Source organism: Amorphus suaedae, from assembly GCF_053629675.1.
Window position 1 is genome coordinate 1579764 of sequence record NZ_JBRJIT010000001.1, and the last position, 18609, is coordinate 1598372.

16 protein-coding genes are annotated in these 18609 nt (G+C 67.8%); 9 read left to right on the plus strand and 7 right to left on the minus strand.

Features of this window, described 5'->3' with window-relative positions; translation table 11 throughout:
* Positions 1–100: 100 nt before the first annotated feature.
* A complete protein-coding gene (locus tag AB7M35_RS07095; protein ID WP_453958401.1) occupies positions 101–895 on the minus strand; it encodes a hydroxypyruvate isomerase family protein in 795 nt (264 codons plus the stop codon).
* A 161-nt stretch (positions 896–1056) separates the two neighbouring features.
* On the opposite strand from AB7M35_RS07095, the gene AB7M35_RS07100 reads away from it, so the two are divergent.
* Together AB7M35_RS07100 and AB7M35_RS07105 are read left to right on the plus strand one after the other, a co-directional pair.
* Positions 1057–1563 carry a GNAT family N-acetyltransferase gene (locus tag AB7M35_RS07100; RefSeq protein WP_453958402.1) on the plus strand — a complete coding sequence of 169 codons (507 nt, stop codon included), beginning with the start codon at positions 1057–1059 and terminating at the stop codon, positions 1561–1563.
* Positions 1563–2483, plus strand: a complete 921-nt coding sequence (locus tag AB7M35_RS07105) for a DMT family transporter (RefSeq protein ID WP_453958403.1) — start codon at positions 1563–1565, stop codon at positions 2481–2483. The genes AB7M35_RS07100 and AB7M35_RS07105 overlap by 1 nt, the downstream gene beginning before the upstream one ends.
* Positions 2484–2490: 7 nt before the next feature.
* On the opposite strand, the gene wrbA is transcribed toward AB7M35_RS07105, so the two are convergent.
* Positions 2491–3090 carry an NAD(P)H:quinone oxidoreductase gene (wrbA, locus tag AB7M35_RS07110; RefSeq protein ID WP_453958404.1) on the minus strand — a complete coding sequence of 200 codons (600 nt, stop codon included), beginning with the start codon at positions 3088–3090 and terminating at the stop codon, positions 2491–2493.
* Positions 3091–3427: 337 nt separating this feature from the next.
* Between wrbA and groES the strand changes: the two genes are divergently transcribed.
* From groES to AB7M35_RS07130, 4 genes are all read left to right on the plus strand, one after another.
* On the plus strand, positions 3428–3715 hold the full coding sequence (gene groES / locus AB7M35_RS07115; protein WP_453958406.1) for a co-chaperone GroES: 288 nt from the start codon (positions 3428–3430) through the stop codon (positions 3713–3715).
* Between the two features lie 59 nt (positions 3716–3774).
* Positions 3775–5418, plus strand: coding sequence for a chaperonin GroEL (groL, locus tag AB7M35_RS07120; RefSeq protein ID WP_453958407.1), 1644 nt, complete (start codon positions 3775–3777; stop codon positions 5416–5418).
* A gap of 259 nt (positions 5419–5677) precedes the next feature.
* Positions 5678–6577: a mechanosensitive ion channel family protein gene (locus AB7M35_RS07125; RefSeq protein WP_453958409.1), complete on the plus strand. Its 900-nt coding sequence runs from the start codon at positions 5678–5680 to the stop codon at positions 6575–6577.
* The gene (locus AB7M35_RS07130) at positions 6574–8121 is read left to right on the plus strand and encodes a phytoene desaturase family protein (RefSeq protein ID WP_453958411.1); all 1548 of its coding nucleotides are present in this window, start codon (positions 6574–6576) and stop codon (positions 8119–8121) included. Before AB7M35_RS07125 ends, AB7M35_RS07130 begins: the two co-directional genes overlap by 4 nt.
* Positions 8122–8170: 49 nt before the next feature.
* On the opposite strand, the gene AB7M35_RS07135 is transcribed toward AB7M35_RS07130, so the two are convergent.
* From AB7M35_RS07135 to AB7M35_RS07155, 5 genes are all read right to left on the minus strand, one after another.
* Positions 8171–9001, minus strand: coding sequence for an ABC transporter permease (locus AB7M35_RS07135; protein ID WP_453958413.1), 831 nt, complete (start codon positions 8999–9001; stop codon positions 8171–8173).
* Positions 8998–9996, minus strand: coding sequence for an ABC transporter permease subunit (locus AB7M35_RS07140; protein ID WP_453958415.1), 999 nt, complete (start codon positions 9994–9996; stop codon positions 8998–9000). Before AB7M35_RS07140 ends, AB7M35_RS07135 begins: the two co-directional genes overlap by 4 nt.
* Positions 9997–10093: 97 nt before the next feature.
* The gene (locus tag AB7M35_RS07145; protein ID WP_453958417.1) at positions 10094–11242 is read right to left on the minus strand and encodes an ABC transporter ATP-binding protein; all 1149 of its coding nucleotides are present in this window, start codon (positions 11240–11242) and stop codon (positions 10094–10096) included.
* 156 nt (positions 11243–11398) lie between these two features.
* Positions 11399–12454 (minus strand): polyamine ABC transporter substrate-binding protein, encoded by a 1056-nt coding sequence (locus AB7M35_RS07150; protein ID WP_453960655.1) that lies wholly within the window; start codon positions 12452–12454, stop codon positions 11399–11401.
* 234 nt (positions 12455–12688) lie between these two features.
* The gene (locus AB7M35_RS07155; protein ID WP_453958418.1) at positions 12689–14068 is read right to left on the minus strand and encodes a glutamine synthetase family protein; all 1380 of its coding nucleotides are present in this window, start codon (positions 14066–14068) and stop codon (positions 12689–12691) included.
* A 397-nt stretch (positions 14069–14465) separates the two neighbouring features.
* On the opposite strand from AB7M35_RS07155, the gene AB7M35_RS07160 reads away from it, so the two are divergent.
* From AB7M35_RS07160 to AB7M35_RS07170, 3 genes are read left to right on the plus strand one after another with little or no spacing between them, the layout of a single operon-like run.
* Positions 14466–15863: a glutamine synthetase family protein gene (locus AB7M35_RS07160; RefSeq protein ID WP_453958420.1), complete on the plus strand. Its 1398-nt coding sequence runs from the start codon at positions 14466–14468 to the stop codon at positions 15861–15863.
* The gene (locus tag AB7M35_RS07165; RefSeq protein ID WP_453958421.1) at positions 15856–17259 is read left to right on the plus strand and encodes an aspartate aminotransferase family protein; all 1404 of its coding nucleotides are present in this window, start codon (positions 15856–15858) and stop codon (positions 17257–17259) included. The genes AB7M35_RS07160 and AB7M35_RS07165 overlap by 8 nt, the downstream gene beginning before the upstream one ends.
* Positions 17256–18575 carry an NAD(P)/FAD-dependent oxidoreductase gene (locus AB7M35_RS07170; RefSeq protein ID WP_453958423.1) on the plus strand — a complete coding sequence of 440 codons (1320 nt, stop codon included), beginning with the start codon at positions 17256–17258 and terminating at the stop codon, positions 18573–18575. The genes AB7M35_RS07165 and AB7M35_RS07170 overlap by 4 nt, the downstream gene beginning before the upstream one ends.
* The last annotated feature ends 34 nt before the right edge of the window (positions 18576–18609 follow it).

Below are 18609 nucleotides of genomic sequence, written 5' to 3' on the forward strand. Positions count from 1 at the left end.
ATCGAAAATCGGACCTGGATCCGACCGGATCGGCGCGCATTGAGGTGCGCGCCGGTTCACTTCCCCTGACGCTCGCCTGCCCCGCCGTCCGGTCGCGGGATCACGCACTCGGCCGCGCGACCATCGCCTGGCGCAGCGAATGCATCCAGCCGAGCCCCGCTTCCGTTCGGCCGGCGGGCCGGTATTCCGCGGAAACGGCGCCCGCATAACCGACCGATCGCAGCAGGCGCAACGCCGTCGTCAGGTCGACTTCGCCGGTACCGGGCTCATGCCTCCCCGGATGGTCGGCGAACTGCACGTGCCCGATCACGTCGGCGGCCCGGTAGATGGCCGCGATCAGGTCCGGCTCCGTTCGGGCGACGTGATAGAGGTCGAACTGCAGCCTGACCGCCGGGTGGTCGATCTCGGCCAGCAGATCCAGCGCATCCTCCAGATTATCGATAAAGTATCCCGGGACGTCGAAGGGGTTCACCATTTCGACCATCACCTGGCGGCCGTCCGGCGCGAGCGCATCGGCCAGTGCCCGGACATTTTCCACCAGAACCCGACGGGTTACATCGGCGGCCTGGCCCGCGGGCGGACGGCCGGTGAGCACGTTGACCATCCGGCAGCCGAGCACGTCGGCGTAGCGCCGCGCAACATCGATGCCCTGGCGAAATCCCTCGACCCGCCCGGCATCGGTCGACAGGCCGACGTCTCCGGCAGCCGGGTCACCGGCGGGCGCGTTGATCAGGTGGATCGGGCATCCGGCCGCCGCCTGGGCGATCAGCTCGGGATCGCTGTCATAGGGAAACTGGATCTCGACCCCGTCGAACCCGGCCGCAGCCGCGGACGGGATCCGCTCGAGAAGCGGCCGCTCCGTGAACAGGAGCGAGATGTTGGCGATCAGCTGCATGCGGCCCCCACGTCACGATCGCAGGTACCATGCGATCCGAAGGTATCGGTTGCAAGACGGCGCGGCCGCTTCCCGGGATGAAGATCGGCGACGCTGCTTGACCGCCCCGCATGGCGGAGGCATGAGCGGAGGGTCGCGCCACAACGGGCCAGGATCTTCCGATGTCCACAACCGAGATCTGCTTCCGTCCCGCGACGGACTCCGACGGGCCAGCCATGGCGCACGTCATCGCGACGATCTTTTCCGACTACCCCAACTGCCATTTCGTGCCGGACGAGTTTCCGGAGCTCGACGCCCCCGCGTCCCACTATGCGGCGCGCGACGGACGCCTGTGGATCGCCGCGAGCGGCGACCGCATCGTCGGGTCGCTGGCGGTCGCCCGGACACCGGATCCGAAGGTGTTCGAGCTCTTCAAGGTCTACCTGCTGCCGGAAGCCCGAGGCGGTGGCCGCGCGGGAACGATGCTCTCCGAAGCGGTGGCATTTGCGCGGGCCGGAGGGGGCACGCGGCTTCGCCTGTGGACCGACACCCGCTTTGCCGAGGGGCACCGCTTCTACGAGCGCAACGGGTTCGTGCGGCTGCCCGGGAGCCGCGCCGTACCGGACGCCTCCGACACGTGGGAGTTCGCCTACACGCGCGACATCGACGATCGCGCGCCGGCGCCGTGATGAGAAACGAAACGGGCTTCGCACCGGTCGCGCTCGTTCTGCTGGCCATCGGGCTGCTGTCGGCCATGGATGCCGGCATGAAGATGCAGGCGATGCTGATCCCTCTGCTGCAGGCGGTCTGGCTGCGCTACGTGACGGCGACCGTCGTCCTCGTCCCGGTGTTCCTCGCCCGTCCGCAGCGACTGACCCGCCGCACGCTGGGCGCCAACGCCCTCCGCGGCGCCATCGTGGCCGCGACGGCCTTGTCCTTCTTCTATGCGATCGCCGTGCTGCCGCTGGCTCTGGTGATCGCCATCGCCTTCGTCGCCCCGTTCTTCATCGCCATCCTCGGATGGCTGCTCCTCGGCGAACCGATCCATCCCCGGATCTGGTTCGGGATCGCCGTCGGCTTCATCGGCGTGCTGGTGATTTTCGGCGGGGAATTGCGGGTCGGCGTGTCGCGCGACCAGATGAGCGGCTTTGCCGCAGCCCTCGCGGGCGCCTTCGGCTACGCGCTGGTGGCGGTGCTCATCCGCCGGCAGGCGGCGACCGACCGGCCACCGACGATGGTACTTCTGCAGACCGCGACGGCCGGGCTTATCCTGACGCCGCTCGCGGTGGCGGTGTGGGAGCCCCTCGACCAGACCAGTCTCATGCTGGGGGTGCTGATCGGTTGTCTCGGCGCATCCGGCCAGCTCGCGGTCGCGGCCGGCTTTGCCCGGGCGCCGGCCGCCCGCCTCGGCGTGCTGGAATACACCGGCTTCCTGTGGGCGGCGGCGTTCGGCTTCGTCTTCTTCTCGGAAATTCCACGCGCCGAGACACTGGCGGGGGCGGCGGTCATCGTCGCCGCCTGTCTGATCGCGCTGCGGCCGAACCGTGCCGAGCCGGCGGGACGTGCGACCGCGCGGGCGCCCTATGTGGATCCCCCGCGCGACCGCTGAGCGCGTGCTAGGCGGCGAGCTTGGCCGCGATCTTCGCGACGTGTCCGCCCTGGTAGCGGGCACCCGCCAGCTCGTTCTCGCTCGGCTGCCGCGATCCGTCGCCATCCGAAAGCGTGGTGGCGCCATACGGGCTGCCGCCACTGATCTCGTCCATCTTCAGGAGACCGCCGAAGGCATAGGGCAGGCCAACGATGACCATGCCATGGTGGAGAAGCATGGTCTGGGTGGAGATGATGGTCGTCTCCTGCCCGCCGTGCTGGGTGGCGGTCGAGGCGAACACCGAACCGACCTTGCCCACGAGCGCGCCGGACATCCAGTGGCCGCCGGTCTGGTCCCAGAAGTTCTTCATCTGGGCGGACATCACGCCGAACCGGGTCGGCACGCCGAGGATGATCGCATCGTAGTTCTTCAGGTCGTCGACCTGGGCGATCGGAGCCTCCTGATCCATCTTGTAGCCGGACGCCCGCGCGACCTCTTCCGAAACGAGTTCGGGAACGCGCTTGATGTCGACCTCGGCGCCCTCGGCACGCGCCCCTTCCGCGACAGCCTTCGCCATCGTCTCGATGTGGCCGTAGCTCGAATAATAAAGAACCAGAACCTTCGCCATTGATCGTACTCCTCGCAGACCGAGCCCGGAAATGGGCTCTGCGTTTCATCCACCCAGATAACCGTGCGGGTTCACGGACACGAGGGGCGGACGTTGAACAGACCGTTGCGGATTAGCGAACCATGCCCACATGCGGCGTGTGATCGGGCGACGAAAAAAGCTGTCCGCCTGATCCCTTGACAGGTCTGGCGGCCCCGCCTACGTCAGGCCCGTCGCTAGCACTCACCTCTGATGAGTGCTAGCGAAGCTGGCGGTCGCTCCTCGGACGGCCGACGGCCTGCTCCGATCCCACCAGGCGGACGCCCGTCCGCTACCGAGTTCAAGAGGGAAGCAAGAGATGAATTTCCGTCCTCTTCACGACCGCGTCGTCGTGCGCCGCATCGAGTCCGACACCAAGACGGCCGGCGGCATCATCATTCCGGACACCGCTCAGGAAAAGCCGCAGCAGGGCGAAGTCGTCGCCGTCGGCGCTGGCGCCCGCGACTCCAAGGGCGAGATCGTCGCCCCGGACGTGAAGTCCGGCGACAAGGTGCTGTTCGGCAAGTGGTCCGGCACCGAAGTGAAGATCGATGGTGAGGATCTCCTCATCATGAAGGAATCCGACATCATGGGCGTTCTCGCGTAAGGCAGGCCGCCGAGGCTCCCGCGACGTCCCCCATCGCACTGACATGAAGGAACAATTCCATGGCTGCGAAAGAAGTTAAGTTTTCGCTCGAAGCCCGCGACAAGATGCTCCGCGGTGTCGACATCCTCGCCAACGCCGTCAAGGTGACGCTCGGCCCGAAGGGTCGCAACGTCGTCATCGAAAAGTCGTTCGGCGCCCCGCGCATCACCAAGGACGGCGTCACCGTCGCCAAGGAGATCGAGCTGGAGGACCGCTTCGAGAACATGGGCGCCCAGATGGTGCGCGAAGTGGCCTCGAAGACCAACGACCTGGCCGGTGACGGCACGACCACGGCGACCGTGCTCGCCCAGGCGATCGTCAAGGAAGGCGCCAAGTCGGTAGCCGCGGGCATGAACCCGATGGACCTGAAGCGCGGCGTCGATCTCGCCGTTGCCGAGGCCATCAAGGACCTCGAGAGCCGCTCGCGCTCCATCGACACCTCCAACGAGGTTGCCCAGGTCGGTACCATCTCCGCCAACGGCGAGAAGGAAATCGGCGAGATGATCGCGTCGGCCATGCAGAAGGTCGGCAACGAGGGTGTCATCACCGTCGAGGAAGCCAAGTCGCTCGAGACCGAGCTCGAAGTCGTCGAAGGCATGCAGTTCGACCGCGGCTACATCTCGCCGTACTTCGTGACCAACTCCGAGAAGATGATCGCGGACCTCGAGGATCCCTACATCCTCATCCACGAGAAGAAGCTCTCCAACCTGCAGGCGATGCTGCCGGTTCTCGAGGCGGTCGTTCAGTCGGGCAAGCCGCTGGTGATCATCGCCGAGGACGTCGAGGGCGAGGCGCTGGCCACCCTGGTGGTCAACAAGCTGCGCGGCGGCCTGAAGGTCGCGGCCGTGAAGGCGCCGGGCTTCGGCGATCGTCGCAAGGCGATGCTGCAGGACATCGCGGTCCTGACGGGCGGCACGGTGATTTCCGAGGACGTGGGCATCAAGCTCGAGAGCGTCACCCCGGAGATGCTCGGCCGCGCCAAGAAGATCTCCATCACCAAGGACGAGACCACGGTCGTCGACGGTGCGGGCGAGAAGTCCGACATCGAAGCCCGCGTGTCGCAGATCAAGGCGCAGATCGAGGAGACCACCTCGGACTACGACCGTGAGAAGCTGCAGGAGCGTCTGGCCAAGCTCGCCGGTGGCGTTGCCGTCATCCGCGTCGGCGGTGCGACCGAGGTCGAGGTGAAGGAGCGCAAGGACCGCGTCGACGACGCGCTCAACGCGACCCGCGCTGCCGTCGAAGAAGGCATCGTCCCCGGTGGCGGCGTCGCTCTCCTGCGCTGCAAGGCCGCGATCTCCAAGCTGAAGTCCGACAACGCCGACGTTCAGGCGGGTATCTCGATCGTGGTCCGGGCCCTCGAGGCGCCGATCCGTCAGATCGCCCAGAACGCCGGTGCCGAAGGCTCCATCGTGGTCGGCAAGATCCTTGAGGACTCCAACCCGGATCTCGGCTTCGACGCCCAGACGGAAGAGTTCGTCAACATGATCGAGAAGGGCATCATCGACCCGACCAAGGTCGTGCGCACCGCCCTTCAGGACGCCGCCTCGATCGCCTCGCTGCTCATCACCACCGAGGCGATGGTCGCGGAGCTTCCGAAGAAGGAAGCCGCCCCGGCGATGCCCGGCGGTGACATGGGCGGCATGGGCGGCATGGGCTTCTGATCTCCCAAGCGACGGCCGAGATCGGCGGACCCTTCGGGGTTCGCCGATCCGACGACGCCCACTTCGGGGCCGGCGGCAACGCCGGCCCCTTTTCTTTGTCCGCGCTTGCCCGATCCGCCCTCCGGCGCGCGAGCCACTTTCACCGTGAGCCGACGCGCGCCCCGGGTTAGGGTGCGCGCCGAAAGAATCGCCGCCCGCGCGGCATGAAGGGACGCACACGTCGCGCCAGCGACATCGATGGCAAGCGAGGGAGCCAACGTTGGACATCATCGACAAGGTCAGCACCGACGCCAATTCGGTCATCGAGCCGATCCTTGCCTGGCTGACGCTCCAGGGCCTTTCCGTCATCTACGCGCTGGTGATCCTGGTCGTCGGCTGGCGCGTGGCGAAAGTCGTCCGCCGCCTCGTCAGGCAGATGCTGGAGCGGACGCGGCGCGTCGACCCGACGGTGCACGCCTTCCTGTCGAGCCTCGCCTACTATTTCGTGCTGGCGTTCGTGGGCATCGCCGTCCTGCAGCTGTTCGGCTTCCAGACGACCAGCCTCATCGCCGTGCTCGGCGCCACGTCGCTGGCGATCGGCCTTGCCCTGCAGGGAACGCTGTCGAACCTGGCGGCCGGCGTGATGATCCTGATGTTCCGCCCGTTCAAGCAGGGCGATTACGTGACGGTGGCCGGACAGTCCGGAACGGTGAAGGAGATCACCCTCTTCACCACCGAGCTCGCCACCCCCGAGAACGTGCAGATCATCGTGCCCAACGGCAGCGCCTGGGGCACCACCGTCACCAACTACTCCGTCTACCAGACCCGGCGGCTGGAGGTGTCGGTGGGCATCTCCTACGAGGATTCGGTCGACGAAGGCCTCGCCACGCTGATGCAGATCGCGAGCAGCGATCCGCGCGTTCTCTCCGAGCCGGCGCCGTTCGTCTACGTGTCCGAGCTCGGCGACAGCGCCGTCACGCTGTCGCTGCGCGTCTGGTGCGCGGCCGGCGATCTCTGGGCGCTGAAGACCGACTTCACCCGCCGCCTGAAGGTCGACGTCGAGGCCGCGGGCCTCTCCATCCCCTACCCGCACACGACCTTCGTTCCGGCGGCAGGCGGCGGCGCCGCCACGCCGCCCCTGATCGTCCCGTCGGACGCCGGCCGCCCCGGCAGCCCATGAGCACCGTCGACGTCGTCGTTGTCGGATCCGGGGTCGGCGGGCTGATGGCCGGCGCGTTGCTGGCCAGGCGCGGCTACTCGGTCGCCCTGCTGGAGCGCTCGGACCACTTCGGCGGCGCCGCCGCGACCCACCGCCGCGCCGACCTGACCCTCACCCAGCCAACCGGGGACGGCGCGCCCGGCGGCGACCCGACCCAGCGCCATCTGGCCGAACTCGGGATCCTCGACGATCTGCCGCTGGTCCATGTGCCGCACCTTTACGAGGTGCGCGGCGGTCCGGTCGGCGATCCGTTCCGGCTGCCGTTCGGCTTCGAGGCCGCCAAGGCGGCCATGGCGGAGCGCTTCCCGGACGCCGCCCGCGGCGCGACCCGCGTTCTCGACGACATCGGCCGGGTGGCACGCGCCATGCGCACCGCCGCCACGCCCGGGGGCACCGCCGGCATGATCGCCCATGCCCCGCGCATGGCCCGCGACGTCTGGCCGATCGTCTCCGGCTGGAACCGCTCGCTCGGGGATGTGCTCGACCGTGCGCTGGACGGCCACGAGGGCGCGAAGGTCGCACTCGCCGCGAACCTTCTGTCCTACGACGACAATGCCGCCGATCTCTGGTGGCCCGCCTTCGCCGTCGCCCAGTCCGACCGGATCGCCCATGGCGAGGCGAGCCTGCGCGGCGGCGCGCAGAGCCTCGCCGACCGCCTCGTCGAGGTGATCCGCCAGAACGGCGGCACAGCTTACTCCGGGCGACAGGTCACGGAGATCCTCCTCGGCGCCGACGGATCCGTGCGCGGCGTCAGGCACCAGGGCGCCGATGGCGGCGGTGTCGAGGAGATCCGGGCGGATGTGGTGCTCGCCAACGCCGCGCCGACGGTGGTGACCGGCATGCTGCCCCCGGACGCACGCACCGGTTTCGTCGACGCCTTCCGGGGCAAGGCCCTGTCCATCTCGCTGTTCGCCGCCCATTTCGGTCTGGCGCGCAAGCCATCCGAGGTCGGCGTCGGGTCGCATTCGACCATCCTGGTGCCGGAGTGGATGGAGCGGCTGGGGCAGGTCGCCGAGTGCGCGGCCCTCATGGCCGACATGCCGGGGACCGCCCTCCCCCTGCTCGACGTGGTCGATCATGCGTCGATCGAGAGCGGCCCGAGCGAGCCGCCGTACCTGGTGACCATCGTCGGCGTCGACCGGGTGGCGAACTGGGACGGCCTCGATCCCGCCGCGGCCGACGATCGGCGCGACGCCTGGATGTCGGCGATCGAGGCGGAGCTGGAACGGCAGTTCCCCGGCTTTGCGGCGGCCATCACGTCCCGCATGCTGGCGACGGCATCCACCCACGCCCGCGCGCTGAACGCGCCGGGCGGCGCCGTCTACGGGTTCGCGCCGTCGCCGCCGCAGACGCCGATCTGGAAGGGCTATCCGCGCTCCTGCGACACGCCGGTGCCGGGCCTGCTGCTGGCATCCGCCTATGCCGGGGCCGGCGGGATCGTCGGCGCGCTCGCGGCCGGCGGTCAGGCGGCGGAGCGGGTGACGCGCGCGCGGCCGCAGGACTGAAGCCCGTCCCGTCCGCGGCAGTGCGACTCTCAGCCCTCGCGAACAGGTTCTATGTCGCGCCGCTGCCGGCGTAGGCCATCTGCTCGTCGCGGCGCCGGCGGACTTCCTTGCGCTTCATCGACAGCGACGCCCCGATCACGCCGATGGTGACGATCCCGATGAGGAGCGTGCATACGGCGTTGATCTCCGGCGACACGCCCAGCCGGACCGCGCTGTAGATCTTGATGGGCAGCGTGGTGGCGCCGGGGCCGGTGGTGAACGACGCGATGACCAGATCGTCGAGCGACAGCGTGAAGGCGAGCATCCAGCCGGCGGCGACGGCGGGGGCGATGATCGGCAGGGTGACGGCGAAGAACGCCTTCGCCGGCGTGGCACCGAGGTCGAGGGCCGCCTCCTCCAGCGATCGGTCGAACGAGATCAGCCGCGACTGCACGACGACGGCCACGTAGCACATGGAGAACGTGATGTGCGCCATGGTGATCGTCCAGAAGCCGCGCGAGAAGCCGACGGCGACGAACAGCAGCAGCAGCGACAGGCCGGTGATCACGTCCGGCATCACCAGCGGCGCGTAGACCATTCCGGAAAACAGCGTGCGACCGCGAAACATGCCGCACCGGATGAGCGCGAGCGCGGCCATCGTGCCGAGCACCGTGGCGACGGTGGCCGACAGCAGGCCGACCCGCAGCGTCACCCAGGCGGCCGACAGAAGCTGCTCGTTTTGCAGCAGCGCGAAATACCACTTGGTCGACCAGCCCTCCCAGATCGCGACGTTACGGCCCGCATTGAAGGAGTAGATCACCAGGAGCACGATCGGCAGGTACAGGAAGGCGAAGCCCAGCACGATCGACGTGATGTTGAACCAGCTCGGGCCGCGTCTCATCGATCGCTCTCCTGCAGGCGCGCCTGATGGTGCTGGAAGTACATGATGGGCACCACCAGGATGAGGAGCAGGACCACCGCAATCGCCGACGACAGGGGCCAGTCGCGGTTGTTGAAGAACTCCGTCCACAGCGTGCGCCCGATCATCAGCGTTTCGGACCCGCCGAGAAGATCGGGGATGACGAACTCGCCAACCGCCGGGATGAACACCAGGAAGCAGCCGGCAATCACGCCCGGGATCGCGAGCGGAACGGTGATCTGCCAGAACGCCTTCCAGGGCGGACAGCCGAGGTCACTGGCGGCTTCCAGAAGCGTCTCGTCGAGCTTCTCCAGCGTCGCGTAGAGCGGCAGCACCATGAACGGCAGGTACGAGTAGACGATGCCGATGTAGACGGCCGTGTTGGTCGACAGGATGACCAGCGGGTTGGCCGGGTCGAGGATGCCGAGCCAGATCAGGAACTGGTTGAGAAGCCCCTCCCGGCTGAGGATCCCGATCCACGCGTAGACCCGGATCAGGAAGCTCGTCCAGAACGGCAGGATCACCAGCATGACCAGCAGCGGCCGCCACTCCCGCGGTGCGCGCGCCATGCCGTAGGCCAGGGGAAAGCCGATGAGCAGCGTGATCACCGTCGCCACGAAGGCGATCTTCAGGCTGGAGAGATAGGACAGGTAGTAGAGGGAATCGGTGGCCAGGAAGCCGTAGTTCTGGAGCGTGAACTCCCTGAGCTTGGCGAGATTTCCGGCGATCCCGTCGGCGACGTCGAACACCGGCGTGTAGGGCGGGATGGCGATCGTGATGTCGGAGAAGGAGATCTTGAAGACGATGGCGAACGGCAGCAGGAACAGCAGCAGCAGCCACAGATAAGGCACGCCGATCAGCGTCAGCCGCCCGAAACCGGGGCGAAAGCCACGGCGTTTCGATGGCGCGACTTCCCGCCCGCCCGGCATCGGCTCGCCGGTCAGTTCGCTGATCCGAAGCGCTTCCTCGTTCGCCATCGCCTGCCGCCCCTCCCCGGCGTGTGACACGCCGGCATCAAGTCTCACCGCCGATCATCCCGCCCCGGCCCTTTCCGCCGCGGGATCGCGACCGGAGCTACTGCGTCAGCACCACCCCCGCGCTGTTCTCCCAGGTAAGCCACACGCGGTCGTCCCAGGAGATCGGCCGCTCCACCAGGCGCGTCGTGTTGGCGGTCGTCGCGCGCATCACCGTGCCGTCGTCCAGCTTCACGTGATAGATCGAGACATCGCCGAGGTAGGCGATGTCCCAGATCTCGCCGTTGACGGCGTTGACCGCGGTTTGCGCGGGCGGATCGAGCGACACCCGAAGCTTCTCCGGGCGGATCGCGTACCACGCCGTTTCCGGATCGCCTTCGACGGGCTGGTCGGTCTCGATGACGAGACCGGTCTTCGGCGACACCAGCCGTGTCACGCCGCCGGCACCCCGCTCGATACGCCCCTCAAGAATGTTGATGTCGCCGATGAAGTCCGCGACGTAGCGGGATGCCGGCTGCTCGTAGATCTCGGCCGGCGTCGCGACCTGGCGGATCACCCCCTGGTCCATCACCGCGATCCGGTCGGCAACCGTCATCGCCTCTTCCTGGTCGTGGGTGACGATCAGGAACGTCATCCCCAGATCGACCTGCAGGTCGGTGAGCTCGAACTGGGTCGCTTCCCGCAGCTTCTTGTCGAGCGCGCCGAGCGGCTCGTCGAGCAGCAGCACACGCGGCTTCTTGGCGATGGAACGGGCCAGCGCGACGCGCTGGCGCTGGCCGCCGGACAACTGGTGGGGCTTGCGCTTGGCGAACTGGTCGAGGCGGACCAGCTTCAGCATCTCCGCCACCCGGTCGGCGATCTCGCTCTTCGCCATCCCCTCCTGCTTGAGCCCGAACCCGACGTTCTTCTCCACGCTCATGTGCGGGAAAAGCGCGTAGCTCTGGAACATCATGTTGACGGGCCGGCGGTAGGGCGGGACGCCCTTCAGGCTCTTGCCGTCGAGGATCACGTCGCCCTCGGAGGGCTCCTCGAACCCGGCGAGCATCCGCATCAGCGTGGTCTTGCCGCATCCCGACGGGCCGAGCAGCGCGTGGAATTCGCGCTCGTAGATCGGCAGGTCGACCCGGTCGATGGCAGTGAAGTTTCCGAAGCGCTTCGACACGCGGTCGAAATGGATGAGAGGCTTGGTATCCGGATCATCCCACGGAGCGAAGGATCGCCGGATCGGACCGAGAGCCTGCTTGGCCATGTTGACGCGCACCTGCCTGATGAGCCCGCGTCGCGCGGCCCCTGCCGGGATGCCGTCGCCGATCGCTCTCAAGGTCGGAAGGAACGGGATCCGCCGATAGCGGTACCCTCGCCCCGCGAAAGCGAAGCGGCGGCCCGGAGGCCGCCGCTCGATCGATCAGATGCCGGACTTCACGGTGGTCCAGGTCCGGGTCAGCAGCCGCTGATCGCGCGGATTGAAGACCTTCACCGTGTAGAGGCGCTCCAGCACATCCTTGGGCGGATAGATCTGCGGATCGTCGAGGATTTCCTTGTCGACGAACTGCTGCGACGCCTCGTTGCCGTTGGCGTAGTAGATGTAGTTGGTGGCCTTGGCGATTTCCTCGGGCTTCATCATGAAGTTGATGAAGGCCATGGCCGCTTCCGGATGCGGGGCGTCCTTAGGAACGGCCATCTGGTCGAACCACATCAAGGCGCCTTCCTTGGGGATCGAATAGGCGATGGTCACGCCGTTGTTGGCCTCCGCGGCGCGGTCGCGGGCCTGGAAGACGTCACCCGACCAGCCGACGGCCACGCAGATGTCGCCGTTCGCCAGTCCGTTGATGTATTCCGAGGAGTGGAATTTCTGCACGAAGGGCCGGATCTTCTTGAGAAGGTCGGACGCCTTGGCGAAATCGTCGGCGCTGCGCGCGTTCGGGTCGAGGCCGAGATAGTTCAGCGCCGCCGGGATGATCTCCTCCGGCGCGTCCAGCATGGTGATGCCGCAGTCCTTCAGCTTCTCGGCATTGGCGGGATCGAACACCAGGTCCCAGGAATTGACCGGAGCATCCTCGCCGAGCCGCTCCTTCACCTTGTCGACGTTGTAGCCGATGCCGGTCGTGCCCCACATGTAGTTGATGGAGTACGTGTTGTCCGGGTCGTAGATGGCGGTCCGCTTTTCGATCACCGGCCACATGTTCTTGATGTTCGGCAGCTTCGACTTGTCCAGTTCCTTGAACACCCCGGCCTGGATCTGGCGGGCCAGGAACGATGCGGTGGGCACCACCACGTCGTAGCCGGTCGAGCCGGACAGCAGCTTCGTCTCCAGGATCTCGTTGGAATCGAACACGTCGTAATTGACGGTGATCCCGGTCTCTTTCTGGAAGTCCGCCAGGATCGACTCGTCGATGTAGTCCGACCAGTTGTAGACGTTGACGACCTTGTCCTGAGCCACCGCCGGACCGACGAGGATCATCGTCGCCGCGATCAGACCGCCTGCGAGTTGTGCGCGCATTGAAGTCGCCCCTCCGCTGTTGACGTCGTATCCACCGAAGATGTTTCCCCGGCCCCTACCCTTCCCGCAACGGTAAGCAAGGTATCGGCACCTCTCAACCGTTTTTCCGCGATCGTCTGCCCATAGTGAGGGCGGCCGCGACCCGCGGAAAGGGCAGAGTGCTTTTCGCGCGGGCAGCCCCACGGAACGTCGCGGTCAGAGATAAGTCGAGCGCTCGAGCGGCGAGATCTCGGATCGGAACGCCGCGATCTCGGCCTCCTTGATGGCCGCGAACATCGCCCGGTATTCCACCCCGAAGGTCCGGCGGATGAAGTCGGAATTGCGGAACAGGCGCAGCGCCTCGTCCATCTGGTCCGGCAGGCTGGGCGCGGGCGCCTCGTAGGCGTTGCGGTCGGTGGGCGGCGGCGGCGTGCGCGCGCCCTCGATCCCGTCGAGCATGCCGGCCAGGATCGCCGCCAGCACGAGATAGGGATTGGCGTCCGCCCCGGCGATCCGGTGCTCGATGCGCATCGCCGAGCCCTCGCCCGCCGGAATGCGCACCGCGACCGAACGGTTGTTGTGGCCCCAGGCGACCCGGGTCGGCGCGTAGGAGCCCGGCAATAGCCGCCGGTAGCCGTTCCAGGTCGGCACGAAGACCAGCATCGCCGCCGACATGGTGTCGAGCAGGCCCGCCACCGCGGATTCCAGGGTCTTCTGCCCCTTCACCGGGTCTGCGAAGACGTTGTTGCCGTCGTTGTCCAGCATGCTGACGTGCAGGTGCATGCCGTTGCCGGCCCACGGCATGAACGGCTTCGCCATGAAGGTCGCGCGCAGCGAATGGCGCCGCGCCGTTTCCTGGACGAGCCGCTTGAGCAGCAGCGCGTCGTCGGCGGCGGCGAGGCCGTCGACCCGATGCTTCAGGTTGATCTCGAACTGGCCGGGCGCGGCCTCGGAGATGATCGTGTCGATGGGCAGGCCCTGGGCCTTCGCCCCCGCCCGGATCTCGGCGAAGAGACCCGCATAGGCCGACAGGTCCGACAGGGCATACATGTTCTGCCGGTCGGGCCCGGTTCCATAGGAGAGCACCGGCCGGAAGGCGTCGGCGGCGGTCTCGCCGGCCGCGGCCGTCATCAGATAGAATTCCAGCTCGAACGCCACGCACGGCCGCAGCCCCACCGCGTGGGCGCGCGCCATGGTGGCCTGCAGCGCGTGGCGCGGGTCGCCGTGGAACGGCTGGCCGGATTCCGTCGTCATGGTGAGGATCGCCTGGGCCGTCGGCACGTCGGCCCACGGCACCGGCCGCAACGATCCGGGGACGGCCATGCAGAAGCCGTCCCGGTCGCCGGTGTCGACATGCAGCCCCGTCTCCATGACCTCGCGGCCCCAGACGTCGAGCCCGTACATCGACAGCGGGAACGCCACGCCCGACGTGAACGCCTTCTCGATGCTGCCCGCCGGCGCCCACTTGCCGCGCATCACGGCGTTGGTGTCGGTGATCAGGAACTCGACGGCTTCCGTCTCCGGATGCACGGCAAGATAGCGCTCCACCTCGTCGAGGGGGGAGGCGATGGAGTCCACCGGATTCTGAGAGGTCATTGCCCGAGCGCGGTCTTGAGGTCGTCGCCCCGGTGGACCGGATGTCGGACCGGCAGCGATCGGTGTTTCAGCAGCCCGCGCCGATCACTGCAAGAGGTTTCGCAGGAACGGCACGCGGTCTCGTCGCGGGCGGGCCGGCCTCGGCACCGTCGACCGGGTCTCCGGCCGCCGGCGCGGCGCTCTCGCTCCTGCGTCGGACAACGAAGATCGGCCCTCCCACAGGTTGACCTAGGCAGTGTCCGGTCTGGTCTCTATGATGTCAAACACTGGCTCTGGGGCCTGCAACCGGCCGCCCCGGCCGGGTTCGTGACCCCGCGCGACACACGCGCGGGGAGTCCACGCCGCCATCAATGAGGATGCCGATCGGTGCGAAAGCGCCGCAGGCACACGTGTGAATATGAGCGCCGAAGACCGCCCCGAGACCGAGCAGGAAACCGCCAGAGGCGTGTCCTCCCATGAAGAGGCCGTCCGCTGGCTGAAGGAACGCCGGATCCAGGACGTCGAGTGCATCGTGCCGGACCAGGCCGGCGTCGCCCGCGGCAAACTGATGCCGATGGAGAAGTTCGCCGCCGGTCCCTCGCTGACCATGCCGACCTCGATCTTCACCCAGACGATCACCGGCGACTATCCGGAGGACGACGATCAGTTCAAGCACGACCCCAGCGATTCGGACCTGATCTTCGACCCCGACTACTCGACGCTGTGCGTCGTGCCGTGGGCGAGCGACCCGGCCGCCCAGCTGATCCATGACGCGCGCTACCGCGACGGACGCCCCGTCGAGCATGCGCCGCGCCAGGTGCTCCGCCGCATCGTCGACCTCTACCGCCTGCGCGGCCTCAAGCCGGTGGTGGCGCCGGAAATCGAGTTCTATCTCGTCAAGCCGAACACGGACCCGGACTACCCGCTCGAGCCGCCGATCGGGCGCTCCGGCCGGCCGGAGATCGGGCGCCAGTCGTTCTCGATCGCCGCGGTGAACGAGTTCGAGGACGTGTTCGACGACATCTACGCCTACGCCGAGGCGCAGGGGCTGGAGATCGACACGCTGATCCACGAGGAAGGCGCCGCGCAGATGGAGATCAATCTTCTCCACGGCGACCCGATCGACCTCGCCGACCAGGTGTTCCTGTTCAAGCGCACCATCCGCGAGGCGGCGCTGCGCCACAACATGTACGCGACGTTCATGGCCAAGCCGATGACCAACGAGCCCGGCTCGGCCATGCACATCCACCATTCGGTCGTCGACATCGAAACCGGCAAGAACATCTTCTCCACCAAGGACGGCACGCCGAGCCGCGAGTTCTTCTCCTTCATCGCCGGCCAGCAGAAATACCTGCCCAACGTGATGGCGATCCTGGCGCCCTACGTGAACTCCTACCGGCGCCTGGAGCGCTGGACCACGGCGCCGATCAACGTCTACTGGGGCTACGACAACCGCACGGTGGGGCTGCGCGTGCCGCACTCCTCGCCCGAGGCGCGGCGGGTGGAAAACCGGGTGCCGTCGTCGGACGCCAACCCCTACCTCGCCATCGCGGCATCGCTGGCGTGCGGCTATCTCGGCATCGACGAGGAGCTGTCGCCGGACGAGCCGATCGACGGATCGGCCCGCGAACTGCCCTACGGCCTGCCCCGCGGCCTGCTGGAGGCGGTGGCGCTGTTCGAGGAATCCGAAGAGCTGGTGGAGATCTTCGGCAAGAGCTTCGTCCACACCTATCGCGCCATCAAGCAGGCCGAATACGAGACCTTCATGCGCGTGATTTCACCCTGGGAACGGGAGTATCTCCTCCTCAATGTCTGACGCGACCCTGTCCAACGATCCGCAGTCGACGCCCGAACTCCGGCGCCGCGATGCCGCCCATCACATCCACCCGTTCACCGACACCGGGGCGCTGAACGCCGAGGGATCGCGCGTGATCGTCGGCGGCGAAGGGATCTGGATCACCGATTCCGACGGCAACCGGCTCCTCGACGGAATGTCGGGGCTCTGGTGCATGCAGATCGGCCATGGCCGGCACGAGATCGCCGACGCCGTGCACCGGCAGATGTCGGAGCTGAGCTACTACAACACCTTCTTCAAGACGACCCACAAGCCGGCGATCGAGCTCGCCGAGCGGCTGGCGCGGCTGGCGCCGGCGCATCTCAACCACGTCTTCTTCACTGGCTCGGGCTCGGAATCCAACGACACCGTCATCCGCATGGTCCACACCTACTGGGACCTGAAGGGCAAGCCCGGCAAGAAGACGATCATCTCGCGCAGGAACGCCTATCACGGCTCCACCATCGGCGGCGCCAGCCTCGGCGGCATGAGCGCGATGCACGGCCAGGGCGGCATGCCGATCCCCGGGATCGTCCACATCGCCCAGCCCTACTGGTTCGGCGAAGGCGGCGACCAGGATCCGGACGCCTTCGGCCGCTGGGCGGCGCAGGAACTCGCCCGCGAGATCGAGGCCCAGGGCGCCGACACCATCGGGGCATTCATCGCCGAGCCGATCCAGGGCGCCGGTGGCGTGATCATCCCGCCCGACAGCTACTGGCCCGAGATCAAGAAGGTGCTCGCCGCCAACGACATCCTGTTCGTCGCCGACGAGGTGATCACCGGCTTCGGGCGGCTCGGGCGCTGGTTCGGCTCGGAGTACTACGACCTCCAGCCGGACCTGATGCCGATCGCCAAGGGCCTGTCGTCGGGCTACCTGCCGATCGGCGGCGTCCTGGTCTCCGACCGGGTGGCCGACACGTTCATCGCCGAAGGCGGCGAGTTCTATCACGGCTTCACCTACTCCGGGCATCCGGCCTGCTGCGCCGCGGCGCTCGAGAACCTCCGGATCATCGAGGAAGAGGGCGTCATCGAGCACGCCGCCGAGGTCGCGCCCTATCTCCAGGAGCAGTGGACCGCGCTCGGCGATCACCCGCTGGTCGGCGAGGCGCGCATGGTCGGGCTGATGGGCGCCATCGAGCTGGTGCCCGCCAAGCCGAGCCGCACCGCGCGCTTCGACAACGAAGGCACCGTCGGCACGCTGTGCCGCGACACCTCGCTGAAGAACGGGCTGGTGATGCGCGCCGTTCGCGACTCCATGATCATCTCGCCGCCGCTCGTGATCACCCGCGACGAGATCGACCAGCTGGTCGCCAGGGCCCGCCAGACGCTCGATGACACGGCCGATATCCTGACGCGCGACGGCCGCATGGCGTCATGAGCGTCGCGGACGACGGATCAGCGCCGCACACCGGCGACATCCCGTCCATTCCGCGCACGCTCTACGCGTCCACCGTTCCGCAACGCTTCCACGCGCCGATCGGCGGCACGTCGCGCGCCGACGTGTGCGTCGTCGGGGGCGGCTTCACCGGCCTGTCCACGGCCCTGCATCTGGCGGAGGCCGGCCGCTCGGTCATCCTGCTGGAGTCCCAGCGGATCGGCTGGGGCGCGTCGGGCCGCAACGGCGGCCAGGTGCATTCCGGCCAGCGCCGCGACCAGATCTGGCTGGAGAAGACCGTCGGCAGGGACGACGCCGCGAAACTCTGGGACCTGGCCGAAGCGGCCAAGGACCTCGTGCGGGCGCGGATCGATCGGCACCAGATCCCCTGCGAATGGACCGACGGCCTGATCAGCGCCGCCCACACCGACGAGGCGCTGGACGACGAGCGCCGGATCGTCGACCACATGGCCTCCACCTACGGCGTCACCGCCCTGTCGATGCTCGACCGTCAGGAGATCGAGGCGGCAGTGGGCACGCGCCGGTTCGTGGGCGGCTATCGCGACGCCTGCGCCGGGCATCTCAACCCGCTTGCCCTGGCCGCGGGCCTCGCAGCCGCGGCGGCCAACGCCGGCGCGCGGATTCACGAAGGGTCGGAGGTCGTCGGCATCGAGGCCTGCAGCAACGGCCGCCGTCTCGTCAAGACCTGCGGCGGAACCGTCGACGCCGATGAGGTGGTGCTAGCCGGCAACGGCTACCTGAAAGACATCGCCCTCGCCGTCGAGGCGCGCGTGTTGCCGATCAACAACTACGTCGTCGCGACGGCGCCGCTCAGCGAGGAGCGCCTCGCGCGCCTGATCCCCGGCCGCGAGTGCGTCGCCGACACGCGCTTCGTGGTCCGCTACTGGCGCCCCACGCAGGACGGGCGGCTCGTGTTCGGCGGGGGCGAAAGCTACACCCGCCACCTCCGCGACGACGTCGCCGGCCTCGTCCGCCCCTACCTTGCCGAGGTCTATCCGGACCTTGCCGACGTGCCGATCGACTATGCCTGGGGCGGGACGCTCGCGGTCACCCGCCACCGCATGCCGTTCGTCCGACGGGTGGCCCCGGGGCTCTACGCCGGATGCGGATATTCCGGACAGGGCGTGGCAACCGCGACGTTTGCGGGCAAGATACTCGCCGACGCCATCAACGGCGACACCGGCACGCTCGACGTCTTCGCCCGCCTGCCCGTCCCGACCTTTCCGGGCGGCACGCTTTTGAGGACACCGCTGCTCGTGCTGGCAATGACATGGTTCGCCATGCGCGACCGCATGTAGGTTCGCGCAACGGCCGGCCGGGAGGGGGAACGGC